At 41.9% G+C, this 13,740-nt stretch carries 9 protein-coding genes; 4 read left to right on the top strand and 5 right to left on the bottom strand.

Features of this window, described 5'->3' with window-relative positions:
* Positions 1 to 51: 51 nt before the first annotated feature.
* The 4 genes from AM228_RS10655 to AM228_RS10640 all read right to left on the bottom strand — a co-directional run bounded on the left by AM228_RS10655 (position 52) and on the right by AM228_RS10640 (position 5,206).
* Positions 52 to 1,656, bottom strand: coding sequence for a 2-isopropylmalate synthase (locus tag AM228_RS10655; protein WP_054466099.1), 1,605 nt, complete (start codon positions 1,654 to 1,656; stop codon positions 52 to 54).
* Between the two features lie 247 nt (positions 1,657 to 1,903).
* Positions 1,904 to 2,428: an NYN domain-containing protein gene (locus tag AM228_RS10650; RefSeq protein WP_054466098.1), complete on the bottom strand. Its 525-nt coding sequence runs from the start codon at positions 2,426 to 2,428 to the stop codon at positions 1,904 to 1,906.
* 1,209 nt (positions 2,429 to 3,637) lie between these two features.
* Entirely contained in the window at positions 3,638 to 4,285 is a 648-nt protein-coding gene (locus AM228_RS10645; RefSeq protein ID WP_054466097.1) for a response regulator transcription factor, read from the bottom strand.
* A 351-nt stretch (positions 4,286 to 4,636) separates the two neighbouring features.
* On the bottom strand, positions 4,637 to 5,206 hold the full coding sequence (locus AM228_RS10640; RefSeq protein WP_231636743.1) for a ferredoxin: 570 nt from the start codon (positions 5,204 to 5,206) through the stop codon (positions 4,637 to 4,639).
* A gap of 451 nt (positions 5,207 to 5,657) precedes the next feature.
* Here AM228_RS10640 and groES point away from each other — a divergent pair, with 451 nt between their 5' ends.
* Both groES and groL read left to right on the top strand, forming a co-directional pair.
* Positions 5,658 to 5,969: a co-chaperone GroES gene (gene groES, locus AM228_RS10635; protein ID WP_054466096.1), complete on the top strand. Its 312-nt coding sequence runs from the start codon at positions 5,658 to 5,660 to the stop codon at positions 5,967 to 5,969.
* Positions 5,970 to 6,067: 98 nt separating this feature from the next.
* Positions 6,068 to 7,702, top strand: a complete 1,635-nt coding sequence (groL, locus tag AM228_RS10630; RefSeq protein ID WP_054466095.1) for a chaperonin GroEL — start codon at positions 6,068 to 6,070, stop codon at positions 7,700 to 7,702.
* Positions 7,703 to 7,918: 216 nt separating this feature from the next.
* Here the strand turns inward: groL and AM228_RS10625 are convergent, their stop codons facing one another.
* The gene (locus tag AM228_RS10625; protein ID WP_082348834.1) at positions 7,919 to 8,215 is read right to left on the bottom strand and encodes a colicin E3/pyocin S6 family cytotoxin; all 297 of its coding nucleotides are present in this window, start codon (positions 8,213 to 8,215) and stop codon (positions 7,919 to 7,921) included.
* Between the two features lie 652 nt (positions 8,216 to 8,867).
* Between AM228_RS10625 and AM228_RS30935 the strand changes: the two genes are divergently transcribed.
* On the top strand, positions 8,868 to 9,212 hold the full coding sequence (locus tag AM228_RS30935; protein WP_054466094.1) for a UPF0175 family protein: 345 nt from the start codon (positions 8,868 to 8,870) through the stop codon (positions 9,210 to 9,212).
* Between the two features lie 172 nt (positions 9,213 to 9,384).
* Positions 9,385 to 13,644, top strand: coding sequence for a hypothetical protein (locus AM228_RS10615; protein ID WP_156331688.1), 4,260 nt, complete (start codon positions 9,385 to 9,387; stop codon positions 13,642 to 13,644).
* The last annotated feature ends 96 nt before the right edge of the window (positions 13,645 to 13,740 follow it).

Here is a 13,740-nt window from a genome sequence, read left to right as displayed (position 1 = left end):
TTAATTGTTAATTTTTCTAACTAGAAACCGGATGGATTTTTTCCAGGGCAATTACACTTGACTCACCGCTGCCGGGGTGGGTTCCGGGTTTTTCTGCAATGATGCATAAAGCCGGTTCAGGGCATTAATATAGGCATGAGCGGAGGCGACAATAATATCGGTATTGGCGGAATGACCGGAGAAAATGCGATCGCCATGTTTCAAGCGAATGGTCACTTCCCCTAACGCATCAATCCCCGCAGTCACCGACTGCACCGAGAACTCAATTAACTGGTTGGGCACATTCACCACCCGGTTAATCGCTTTATAAACCGCATCCACAGGCCCTGTCCCGATCGCCGCATCGGTCAATTCTTCTCCCGTGGGGGTCCGCAACGTCACCGTAGCGGTGGGTCGGGAATTATTGCCACAAGAAACTTGCACCAACTCTAAACGGAAAAGTTCTGGGGGTTGCTGAATCTCTGCATTAACAATCGATTCGAGATCCCATTCCGTGACTTCTTTTTTCTTATCCGCCACTTCCTTGAACTTAACAAATGCTTGATTCAGTTCGGTTTCGGAAAGCTCAAATCCTAACTCTTTCAAGCGAGTGGAAAAAGCATGACGACCAGAGAGTTTACCGAGGACAATTTGATTATCGGTCAAACCAATGGACTCAGCATCCATAATCTCATAAGTGAGCTTATGCTTGAGTACCCCATCTTGGTGAATGCCGGACTGGTGGGCAAACGCATTTGCCCCGACAATAGCTTTATTCGGTTGAACAAACATTCCCGTGAGGCTGGAAACCAAGCGAGAAGTTTTGTAAATTTCCTTGGTATTAATATTGGTCAATGGGGCTTCGGACTCTGGGGGACGACCGAGGAAGGGGTTGTAATACTGGCGACGAACGTGCAAAGCCATCACCAGTTCTTCCAAGGCGGCATTTCCCGCCCGTTCCCCAATGCCGTTAATGGTACATTCCAATTGACGCGCCCCATTTTCCACCGCAGAGAGGAAGTTGGCCACCGCTAACCCCAAGTCATTGTGACCGTGTACGGAAATAATGGCTTGGTCGATGTTGGGGACATTTTCTTTGATGCCCCGAATGAGTCTGCCAAATTCTGCGGGGGTGGTGTAGCCGACGGTATCTGGGATATTGATGGTGGTCGCCCCAGCAGCGATCGCAGCGGTCAAGACTTCATAAAGAAATTCTGGGTCAGACCGTCCGGCATCTTCCGGGGAAAATTCCACATCATCTACGAAAGATTTGGCGAATGCCACCATTTCAGAGGCGATCGCCACCACTTCTGGGCGAGTTTTCTTCAGCTTATACTCCATGTGGATATCGGAAGTGGCGATAAACGTATGAATCCGCTTGTTCACCGCTGGGGCCAAGGCTTTCGCTGCCGCCTCAATATCCGCACGGGTAGCGCGGGCCAAACCGCAAATCGTCGGCCCCCCTTCGACTCCCACCACCTGAGCGATTTTTTGCACCGCTTCAAAATCCCCCGGACTGGCGTAGGGAAAGCCCGCTTCAATAATATCCACCCCAAGTCTGGCTAACTGACGGGCGATCGTCAGCTTTTCCTCCAGATTCAAACTAGCGCCGGGAGACTGTTCTCCGTCCCGGAGAGTGGTATCAAAAATAATAATCCGTTCTGGTTGGTTGCTCATAGTTGTCACTCAGCCTGAATTAATCCTTTCTCTTCTTTTATTTTTGCGCGTTTTGGAGTGAATTGTCTCCTTTTTACTGGACTCATTTGCCGATCAAAGGCATCATAGCCCGCCAAAATGTCAATAATTGTCAAAAAATTTGGTTTCCAGGGATTCGCCACCAGAAATCTCAACTCTGCCTGAAGAATTGCCGCATCTGCGGAAATACTTACTCAAGAAGTCAAGTCACGATTTGGCCATCCCCCGCTTAATAGTCAATTTTTTCAATATGGTCGCGAATATCATTCAGGTCAATATAGCGATCGGTGGCATTTCTCAGTTCTCTGGCAATCATTCCTTCCGTAGAAACTACCGTGATATGAGTATTTTTAGACCGCAAAAGTTCTATAGCCCGTTCAAAATCTCCATCGCCACTAAAGAGAATCACCCGGTCGTACTGATCCACCGTATTAAACATATCCACGACAATTTCAATATCTAAATTGGCTTTTTGGGAATATCGACCGGAGGTATCATCGTAGTATTCTTTTAATAGTTTCGTGCGGACTGTATAACCTAAGCTAATCAGGGCATCGCGAAAGCCGCGTTGGTCTTGTTGGTCTTTTAATCCCGTGTACCAAAAAGCATTCATCAATTTAGTATTGGGTTCGTTGGTGGTGAAAAATTCTAAAACTCTTCTCGGATCAAAAAACCACCCATTTTTTTGTTGAGCATAGAACATATTGTTACCGTCTACAAAAATTGATAGACGGTTTAAAGCGACACAATTCATAGAAAGTTAGACCTAAAATTACTATCAAATAATTTAAACTTAGCGATTAATTATACCATAATTTAAGCCCATTTTTTTTTCTGATTAATTTGAGTTTAAATATTTGCTCAATAGCCCAAGCAAAAATATCTATAAATTCCCCCAATAATCTTGAGAAATTTTAGTCATTTACTTGCCAGCAATTGATCTATTTTTTCCCAACAGTGGTTGGTCAAATCACCAGAAAAATTTTTGGCATCAGCCCGGATGAAGGCGATCGCGAGTTTTTTTAACTTGCTGAAAGTTTTTTCCGGGTTGGGTTTTATTTTAATTAATCACTAATCTTAGTATAAACATCAAAGGGATAAATGGAAAAAGTTCGCCAGTAACAATCTGATTACCCTCGGAACTATTTTCAATTTATCTCCGGGTTTCCGTAGTCACCTTCAGCTAAAGGTTATGCTCCGGTCTGTAAGCCGGAATGGGATCAGCTATCAACATATCGCTGATTAGCTTTCAGCAATGACAATACAAAATTTGGTTAATTGACTGAAGTTAAAGATAATTTAGGCAATTCAGCCGCTTTTAGTCGTTTTTTATTGAGCGACTTTTAATGTGTAATTATTTAGTTAAATGCCCCAAATAGTGATAATATAAATTGTAATTTAATTTACCAGATTTGTGGCTAATATTAACGTTAACAATTAGCCGGTAAAAAGTCAGATTATAAATAGTTTGTTCTCATATTTAAATTCAGTAATAATTATAGATAAAATAAAAAATTCTGAGCGATCGCCCCATGAAAATGATTTTCCGTAGGGGGTTTCGCATCAGATCAAACCATGAGGTCTATCGAAAATTAGACTAACTTCAGAGTAGCACGATCTGTTGCCCAGTTTCTAATCTTCTGCCCTGTTATTACCGCTTGAAATTTAGATGCTGGATGGATTCACCGACGATTCTGGCATTTTTTTCAGCCAATGTCAGCGGATGCCAGCCCCCGCATCCCCGGACAAAGCAAATAGGAGGGAATGGGGCAACACTCTCTATATAGATATAGATGCGATACATAGATGCGATATTATAGATGCGATAGATAGATGCGATGGATAGATGCGATGGATCGGCCAATCAAACCAAGGAGGAGCGATCGCCATCTCATGCTCCAAGGTGGCGCCCAAAACCGGCTAAGTAGATACTATTGGCGATCCGCCCTGAAAAATCAAGCCCCTAAATCTTCTTACTTTCGATCGCCCATCGAGCTAGTTCTGTCCGGTTGTGTAAACTCGTTTTCGCCAGCATATTAGAAACATGACTTTCAATCGTGCGCTGACTAACATTCATCACCTCAGCAATTTCCCGATTAGACAGCCCTCTAGCCACCAATTGAACCACCTTGACTTCTGTCGGGGTCAGTTCAACCGTATCGGGAACCAGCAATTTAGGATCTTGACCGCTGCGCTTCATGGGCTGGTCTAATAACCGGGAAGCTTGTTTAAGGGTTGATTCAACTTGGGCCACCAGTTCTTCCGGTTCAAACGGCTTGACCATATAAACATCAGCCCCGGTGTTTAAGCCTTTTACCCGGTCTTGGCTTTGACCTTTTGCCGACAGAAACAGAACGGGAATCCACTCGGTGCGTGGATTTTCCCTCACATTCTTGACAAAAGTATAGCCATCCATTTCTGGCATCATCACATCGCAAATAATCATATCGGGAATTTCTTCTTTAAGAATATCTAGAGCTTCTCGACCATTTTCGGCGGTGATGACTGCGTAGCCCCGAAATTCCAGATAATCCTGAACCAGTAAAATTAGGTTTGGATCGTCATCAATCAATAGCAGTTTTTTCGGATTATTAGTAATAGTTTGACTCATCTTTTTTCTCACTAGATTAAAGTTTAATCCATATAAAAATTAAGCAAATATCAGAATTTTACTCTCTGAAACTTGATGCAGTTAAGAGTTAATTAACGCTAATTAACGCCCCCGATCAAATGACCGATTCACTGATGGAGAACCTCGGCAAGCTAGGCAACAGATATTAAGGGGTGATTGCCGATAACTCAAGTGTTTATTATAGGGGAATTTACCAGGGCTGCCTAGAGCAGGCCATTAATATTTCCTGATTTTTTCACCCTTAAGATCAGCACTTTTTTCAGAGAGGCTGATTCCCTCTAACAATATGAGCGATCGATCTCACCAGAAGTGGTAGCCCCATCGATGATCTCACTGTTGGGGTTGTGGTAACGGAGAAATGAGAAAGCAATACTCTTTGACGATTTGATTGCCAATCAGATGTTCTTGAATAATCCGTTCAATTACCGGAGGGGTGGCAGAATGATACCAAACTCCATCAGGATAAACCACTAAAATCGGGCCATTGCAACATACCCGTAAGCAGTTGGCTTTCGTCCGAAAAATATAAGGAGAAACTTCTTCCCTTTCTCGGGTTTTCGGCAACCCACGGGTGGGTTCATCCAAGTTTAGTTCTTTGAGTCGGGCTTTTAAGTAGTCCCAAGCGGCTAAACCTTCTTCTTTGGAACAGCACTTCGGTTTGGTTTGATCCGCACAGAGAAATATATGTCGTTGGATTTGGTCGATCCCTAAAGTTTCTACGCTTTTGACTAAGGGAGTTAGATCGGTGTCGATCGCGGAAAGATTGTCTGGGGATGCCACGGTCGGACTTTGATCCAGAGGCGAAGCGATCGCCCCTGGGGAACTAGACAATTCCGGGTTGACGGCTTTGGTATCAGAATTGGATTCAGAATTGGCTTCAGGTATGGGATGGTCAATCATAGCAATGATGTTTGATTCCTAGGGAGAGATTTGGCGACTCTAGGGTTTGGTTTCACTATAAGACGATTAAGACTATTTTGGACTAATCAGCGTTGGGATCAGAAGTGAGGCGATCGCAATTATCGCAATTGTCGCAATTATATAGATGGTGAATCGATGCTAAAGGTAAGAGTCGGTTCAATGCCCTAATTGATAACATATTGGCAATTAAATATAGAAGTAAACCTGTACTCTCGAAAAACCCGCATCCGATAAGTTCGGGAACCCGTACAAGTATATCTGTTGCGTTTTCGCGGGATTGTCGGCTAAATTAGCACTCAGGAGTTGAGAGTGCTAACTCCGAAAAAAACTAGCTAACAGTTGTTTGCATTAGGTCAAAGATCAAATCCTGGACTTGTAACAACTGGATGCTGAAAGTTCATATTCTTTTTTTGCATTTCGAGGAGCTTGTATGGCCGCTGTATCTTTAAGTGTTTCAACTGTTAAACCCCTGGGCGATCGCGTATTTTTGAAAGTCAGCCCTTCTGAGGAAAAAACTTCTGGTGGCATCTACCTCCCTGACAACGCCAAAGAAAAACCCCAAGTCGGTGAAATCGTGGCGGTCGGTGCAGGTAAGCGCAACGACGACGGTTCTCGTCAAGAAATGGAAGTCAAAATTGGTGACAAAGTTCTCTACTCTAAATATGCAGGCACCGACATTAAGTTGGGCAACGAAGAATATGTCCTGCTGGCCGAAAAAGACATTTTGGCAATTGTTGGCTAATCTAAAAAATCTTTATCTACCCAGTCAATTCTCTATATCAATTGACTGACTTCAAACCATAACACCAATAAACCTCACATAACAACGGATCAACACTTATGGCAAAGCGTATCATCTACAACGAAAATGCTCGTCGTGCTCTAGAAAAAGGCATGGATATCCTGGCGGAATCTGTCGCCGTCACCCTCGGACCCAAAGGCCGTAACGTGGTGCTGGAGAAAAAATTTGGCGCTCCCCAAATCGTCAATGATGGCGTCACCATCGCCAAAGAAATTGAATTAGAAGACCATGTAGAAAACACTGGTGTCTCTCTGATTCGTCAAGCCGCTTCTAAAACCAATGATTCTGCCGGTGATGGCACCACCACCGCCACCGTCTTGGCTCACGCAATGGTCAAAGAAGGTCTGCGTAACGTCGCCGCTGGCGCTAACCCCATCTCTCTGAAGCGGGGGATTGACAAAGCTACTCAATTCCTAGTGGAAAAGATTGCTCAACACGCTCGTCAAATCGAAGATTCCAAGGCGATCGCTCAAGTCGGCACCATCTCCGCTGGTAACGACGAAGAAGTGGGTCTTATGATTGCCGAAGCTATGGAAAAAGTCGGCAAAGAAGGCGTGATTTCCTTAGAAGAAGGGAAATCCATGACCACCGAACTGGAAATCACCGAAGGGATGCGCTTTGACAAAGGCTACATCTCTCCCTACTTTGTCACCGACACCGAGCGCATGGAAGCGGTTCTCGATGAGCCTTTCCTGCTGATCACCGACAAGAAAATCAGCTTGGTGCAAGACTTAGTTCCCGTTCTGGAGCAAGTTGCCCGTGCTGGCAAGCCCTTACTGATTGTCGCTGAAGATATCGAAAAAGAAGCCCTGGCTACCCTGGTGGTCAACCGTCTGCGCGGTGTGCTGAACGTCGCTGCGGTGAAGGCTCCTGGATTTGGCGATCGCCGCAAAGCCATGCTCGAAGACATCGCCGTGCTCACCGGCGGTCAACTGATCACCGAAGATGCCGGTCTGAAGCTGGAAAGCACCAAGCTGGATATGTTGGGCCGCGCTCGTCGCATCACCCTGACCAAAGAAAACACCACCATCGTCGCCGAAGGCAACGAAGTAGCGGTCAAAACTCGTTGCGAGCAAATCCGCCGTCAAATGGAAGAAACCGAATCTTCCTACGACAAAGAAAAACTGCAAGAGCGTTTGGCCAAACTCGCTGGTGGCGTAGCGGTGATCAAAGTCGGTGCCGCCACGGAAACCGAAATGAAAGACCGCAAACTGCGTTTAGAAGACGCCATCAACGCTACCAAAGCTGCGGTGGAAGAAGGTATCGTCCCTGGTGGTGGCACCACCCTGGCTCACTTGGCTCCCCAACTGGAAGAATGGGCCAACGCCAACCTGACCGCTGAAGCCCTGACTGGTGCTTTGATTGTGGCTCGTGCCATCTCTGCTCCTCTGAAGCGGATCGCCGAAAACGCCGGTCAAAACGGTGCGGTGATCGCCGAGCGCGTCAAAGAAAAAGACTTCAACGTGGGCTACAATGCCGCTACCGATGAATTCGTCGATATGTTTGAAGCTGGCATCGTTGACCCCGCGAAAGTGACTCGTTCCGGTCTGCAAAATGCTGCTTCCATCGCTGGTATGGTGTTGACCACCGAGTGCATCGTGGTTGACAAGCCCGAACCCAAGGAAGGCGCTGCCGCAGGCGCTGGCATGGGCGGCGGTGACTTCGACTACTAATTCTTAAGTGGTTGATTGGCGTTAATTAAGTTTAACCCCTGATAACAATAGGGTAGGCAAATGCCTGCCCTATTTTTTTTTTGTTTTTTGTAAATAACTCAAGACAAAAAAACAAGACCTGCCAGGAAGGTCTTGTCTTGCTCAATGATAGGTTTAATCAATAAAATAATCAATAAAAATATTAAGCAAACTGATAAAAAGTAGATATTAAATTATCTATCTTTGCAATCTTCTTTTAGGATTTGCTGGCTTTGTTTGCTCTCCGGTTTGAGGGTCACATTCCCCAAGATGTTTGCCATCACTTTCCCGGAACTTTTCTACTGCTTCATGTTGAGTGTCCTCGTCTAATATGAATTTTTTCCATTGCCATCTTTTTCTTTTGGATCCTCCTTTGATGTTAGTTTTTGATCTGATGCGTTTAGCACCAGGAAATCCTTGTTGAATCTGTTCTTCTGTAATTCTGTGAACGTTTACTGAATTTTGGTCTTGATTTTTTTTATATGGTTCGCTCATAATGAGTTCTCCTATTTATAGGTAGCTCATTGAGCAAGTCACCTCCAATTGTTTATGACAACCTGGCAGTCTTGTTTATCTAGGATCTTATTCGCATTTGCCACTGATTAATCAACAGCAAATCAAGTGACCCTCCATTATTATAGATCACATTTAAGGATTTGTGGGTAGCGGCTACAATTATTTAGCGGAGTTGAAAAAATTGTCAGGAGTAATATCAGCTTGGCTAATAATTTATAGACAATTAAAGCGATCGCCTCGGAGGTCAGAAACCGGGTTTCTTTGGTTAAGTCTTTGTTTCCCAGCCCAAAGGCTCGTAGAAACCCGGTTTCTTTGCCGGTTGTGAAATGTTGTGAGAGAGCGATCGCCTATTTTTCCGCTTCTATTTAATCTAGAGATAACATTAAAAAAATTGAAATATATCGCAGTGATGACGATTTTTGAGAGTGCGATCGCGCCTCAATTCTGAGCATGACGGTGGGTTACGGCGGCTCTAAATATCACGGTTTTTTGCGATTATTTATGGCCGCCTAACCCACCCTACAAATTGCTACAAATTGCGCTACAATTGATAAAGGCTCGATCGCTGTGATTTATTGCGGTTCTATTTAATCTAGAGATAATATGGAAAAAACCGAAAGAGACTACCGTTATGACTATTAGAGAAATAGCGATCGCCAAATTGCAAGAACTGCCAGAATCAGTATTACCAGAAGTCAGCGATTTAATCGACTTTGTGATGTACAAGCATCAATCTAAAATCACTGATGTTCATCTCCCGGAAAATCTGGCCAAAGCTTGGGCAAAATGGTTTATGGAGTATGTGGATCTGGCATTTGAAGCATATAATCGGGGACAGATTAGTTTGGGGAAATTAGCAGAATTATTAGATGTCTCCATTGAGGAAGCGAAAGTGGAGTTAAAAAAACGTAATGCACCGCTCGATCTGGGTGTGAGTAGCGAGGATGAATTGTTAAGTGATATCGAAAACGCCTAAATCTGAATCTTTGCCCATCATTTTTGATAATACTGTCCTCAGTAACTTTGCTCTGCACAGTGATATATGGAATCGATAATGTAACTCCCATATATTAAATATTCGATATCTCGTAGTTGGTTGTGCTATAATAGATAGTATTCTATACTCAATGTTTATCGAAAATAAAGATATGTCTTCTTTTAACGTCCCTAGAGATAGAGATGCTTGGAGTACCATTCGAGGATATGTTTATCAGGTTGATCTTACTATTCAACGGTGGTTGTATTTAGAACCTAATCAAATTCTTGAGATTGAACGTGGAGAAGACATTGATATTGTTACGACAGCTTTAATTGCTGGTTCAGAGGAGGAACGCAATAGGCTTCTTGAACAAGTTAAGCACCGTGAAAAATCACTTACTTTAAGAACACCTGAAGCAATTGCCGCGATCGCAAATTTTCTCGATCATTGTCAAACTAACCCAAGGGCTGAGATTATTTTTCAATTCACCACAAATACAAAAGTAGGTAAAGAAAGACCATCTCCACTGCCTAAGCAGATTCCAGCCATTGAGGCTTGGGAGCTTTTGCGTTCAGGAAAAGTAGAAGAAGAAAATCGATCTAAACTGATAACAGGTATTCGTGAGATTTTAAAATCTGTCAAAAAACCGGGCGATCTTCACGAAAATACATGGCAAAAATTCTCTGATTTCATAAAAACGGCAACAGATGAAACTTTTTTTGAACTTATTTATAAATTTTATTGGAACACTAAAGCTCCAGATGCTAAATCTCTGAAAAGCATTCTTCAGGAAAAACTACTGAATCGAGGAAAAGCAATTGATGTTCTGCAAGCCAAGGAGCAATACCACAGGCTATTCTGGTACGTTTTCAGCCGACTTTCTCAATCTGGAATAAAGCAACTGACTTTAAAAGAACTGGATACTCAACTTACTTTACCCAGTCTGAATGATACCGATAGCAAAACATTAGAAAATTTTAAAAATTGGTTTGATGAACTGGACAATCGGGTCACTAATCTGGAGCAAGTACAGGAAGAAGATCAACAGTTGTTAAATAGCTTGAAAGTGGAAGTACAACAGTTAGCTAAACAACAGGGAATAGAAGGATCTATTAGTTACGTTGTGTCAAATCCAATACTGGATATTTATCCTCTAGTTGAACGTTATAGCTTAAGAGAAAAAACAGTTCAAACTTTAGCAAACAAGCTAATCAATCATACTTGGGTTGCGATCAATGGCAGTTTCGGTTCAGGTAAAACCCAGTTAGGCGTTCTGCTAGTCCAATATTTGAGCAGTCAAAAACTTTATACGAATTGTAAATGGTTAAGATTTAGAGACTTAAAAATCGAACAAGCCTGTTGGAGATTCGATCAAGCAATCGAAACATTAGTTGGACATAGACTTAAAGCAAACATCCAAACATGGTATAGCCAATTGATCGAATACCTTGGACCTAAAACGATTTTAGTGTTTGACGATCTCCCTCAAATGAAAAGAGGAGATGAACTTGAGGCTCGCTTAATTCAGTTCGCCACAATATGCCATCAAAAAAACATCAGGTTACTCTCAACCAGTTTTTATCAGTTACCTCAAAACTTGCAATCTATCATAGGTAATCAAATTCTCTACACAATGGAGGTGCCTTCATTTACCAACAGTGAAGCAGCAGAGATATTTAAAGCTTATGAGGCTCCTGAATCTTTCCTTAACTCCAATTGGGTTGAATCTTTAAATAAATTAGCACAACAGCATCCGTCTTTACTTGCTTCAATGGCTGAATATCTTCAGCGAAAAAACTGGGAAACAGATAAAACATTTGAAGAGATTATAAAGGGTAAACATACGAGTGATATTAATGAGGAGACTATTAATTTTATTTTAGAAAATATCCAGGACGATCAAACTCAAGAGCTTTTATACAGAGTCAATCTAGTTTTAGGAGATTTTTCTTTAGAAGATATACGAACTTTGGCCAATGTTGCTCCCAATATTGAACGTCCTCGACAACGTTTAAATCAATTGCTAGGAATTTGGATTCAACGTGATGTTAACGACATTTTCACTGTTTCCCCATTGATTAACGCACTGGGCAGCCAAGACTTGTCTGTTGCTGTCCGTAAAGAATGTCATTTAGCCCTTGGTGAGCGTATTGTTCAAGGCGAAATCAGTCAGTACAAAGCGGTTAGAGCTATTCTTCACTTTATTGAAGCGGATGCTTTTAACAAGGCAGGTGCTTTATTCCTGGGTGCATTAGATACATTGGAAAATAGCACACCTCAAATTGATGATGCTGGACTTCTTCAAATATGGTCACATACACCTCTACCTGAACAGATGGATTTGGGAATTCGCCTGTTAATACGTGCTTTTCAAATCTCTATTCGCGTTAGCTATCAGAAATCCATTAGTTATCTTCTTGAGAGTCTAGATAGCTTGATAGATCACATAACACAGCAAGAAGCAGTAATGATAATGGGTGTTGTTGTTCGCCTGCTTGCCAAGTGTCCTGATGAAGTGGGAGCTTTACGCTTAAATCGCTATTTTCAGACAGCTTTACGTTTTTCTTCAATTCCCAGACTACCTGACGGCAGAGAATTATCTTTGCCCCCTGATGTTCCATTTGAGTTATTGCTCTGGAGAATTACGATAACCATTCAAAATTCAGTAGATATTAAGGAATGGATCGCTACTTTACAACAGTTAACTTCCGAACAACGTAAACGAGCTTTTGCAACTAAAGCTAAAGTGACAGAAACAGGATGTCTTTTTGTTGCCGAAAGACTTTGGCGGATAGAAGCAGATAAACCCGCAGCAAAACAAGACTGGGAAACTGTGTTAACGACTATGCGTCTTTTGAAAGATTCTGCCTGGAGTATGGACATAAAATTATTATGGGCTAACGCGGTTTGCTCCGAAGTTATTATTCTGTCTCAGTATAAGAAAAATTTGCCACAAGCAATCGAGGTTGCTCAGTCAGCGATCGCTATTGCTGGTGATTCAAATGATCCTCGTCTTGAATTTCTTCTTAAAGAATGTTTAGGAAGACAATTTTTGTTTGCCGAGCATTATAACGAGGCTACTATTTTATTAAAAGAATCTGTAGAACAACCACTAGAAGCTTATCCATTATTGAAACTTCATGCTTTTTTAAGGCTTAGTCAAGCGATTGGTATTCAAGAACCTTACTTGGGTATCCAATATGCTGAACAGGGTCTTAATTTAGCAAGAGCATCTGAGGAAATTCCTGAAATTGAATTAGTTAAAGCTTTGGGTGAACTAGCGATCGCAAAATGGTTAGCGAGTGATTTATCTGCTGCATTTGAAAGTTGGGAGCGGGCTGGAGATTATTTACTAAAGTATCCCAGCCATAACAACGAGTGGAAAGAAATGTTTGTTCTATATGCCCACATCACTGGTTATTTCAACTCTCTCGCAACAAAAGGTACTCCCCCTGAAAAAACTGAAACTGGTGAAAAATATACAGAACCAACACGAGGTATATTTCTGACTAGAAACCCAGAAAGAATAAATCATTATAACCCAGCACGAGATTGCTTCCTTGCTACTCAACTTGCGTCTTTTGCTGAGGCTATTGGGAATGATGAACGATCTTTAGCTTGGGCAATGAAAGGAATAGATATGGCTAGAAAATCACAGCAATTACTTCCTGTGACTAGCTTAGGTCGCCAAATTATTCCTCAGCTTATTTTAAATAATAAGTACGATGAAGTTCTTGACTTAGCTGTTGAGCTAGGAACATTATTAGTAGCCCTTCCTACATTAAGTCAATCAGGCATAAATATTTCAGAGCCAGGAATCGATATTCAATCAGTTATGCCTTCACGAGAAAATCCGATTTGGAGAGAGGCAGAAAGCTATACCCTAATTCTTGGAGTTATGCCAATCATGTTTCATATAGCAGATATTGCGATTTGCAATCCTCAAGAAGCAAAAAGTAAAGCAATAAATTTAGCTAGTATTTGCCACGAAATTTCAGAAAGGTCTAGTTCCCAATCACTTTGGATAACAGTAGCGGAAATTATCGATCAAGTTCATTTACGACAATCAAGTTATAGCGAACTAATAAACAAATATCAAAATATTAGTTCTCCTAATGAAATTTTATTTATTCTTGGATTAATGGCAGCTACTTTACAACCTAATGCAACATTGCTTGACTTTTTAAGTGTACATATTTCAATCATTGAGAAAGTACAAAAACTTACTAAGGCTCAATCCACTACATGGAGAAATATAATTCTTGCCTACTTTTTCAACTACTGGAAAACTTCAGTAGAACGAGTAAGTTTTCGCTTTAAAAATCCTCAATTAGTAGCAACTCTGCTGAATAAGTCTCAAAAATTAGCCCCCGATCAACAAGGAATCTACATTTTATCAATTATTCATAAGTATATAATAGATAATTAACATTCAGTAATTGTTGAGATGGTCTATATATTTCAATCTAATTAGGACTTACGCATTGACATTCTTGACAAAAAATTCTTAGTCTAGTTGGTCGAT

The sequence above is a fragment of the Planktothricoides sp. SR001 genome, assembly GCF_001276715.1.
GTDB classification, from domain to species: domain Bacteria; phylum Cyanobacteriota; class Cyanobacteriia; order Cyanobacteriales; family Laspinemataceae; genus Planktothricoides; species Planktothricoides raciborskii.
Note: the sequence above shows the minus strand (reverse complement) of the source record. Positions and strands in the feature narration are given on the sequence as shown.

What these genes read in the sequence shown, in the direction of transcription:
- AM228_RS10655 (WP_054466099.1), bottom strand. Translation starts at nt 1,656, where the DNA reads ATGAGCAACCAACCAGAACGGATTATTATTTTTGATACCACTCTCCGG.
- AM228_RS10650 (WP_054466098.1), bottom strand. Translation starts at nt 2,428, where the DNA reads ATGAATTGTGTCGCTTTAAACCGTCTATCAATTTTTGTAGACGGTAAC.
- AM228_RS10645 (WP_054466097.1), bottom strand. Translation starts at nt 4,285, where the DNA reads ATGAGTCAAACTATTACTAATAATCCGAAAAAACTGCTATTGATTGAT.
- AM228_RS10640 (WP_231636743.1), bottom strand. Translation starts at nt 5,206, where the DNA reads ATGATTGACCATCCCATACCTGAAGCCAATTCTGAATCCAATTCTGAT.
- groES (WP_054466096.1), top strand. Translation starts at nt 5,658, where the DNA reads ATGGCCGCTGTATCTTTAAGTGTTTCAACTGTTAAACCCCTGGGCGAT.
- groL (WP_054466095.1), top strand. Translation starts at nt 6,068, where the DNA reads ATGGCAAAGCGTATCATCTACAACGAAAATGCTCGTCGTGCTCTAGAA.
- AM228_RS10625 (WP_082348834.1), bottom strand. Translation starts at nt 8,215, where the DNA reads ATGAGCGAACCATATAAAAAAAATCAAGACCAAAATTCAGTAAACGTT.
- AM228_RS30935 (WP_054466094.1), top strand. Translation starts at nt 8,868, where the DNA reads ATGACTATTAGAGAAATAGCGATCGCCAAATTGCAAGAACTGCCAGAA.
- AM228_RS10615 (WP_156331688.1), top strand. Translation starts at nt 9,385, where the DNA reads ATGTCTTCTTTTAACGTCCCTAGAGATAGAGATGCTTGGAGTACCATT.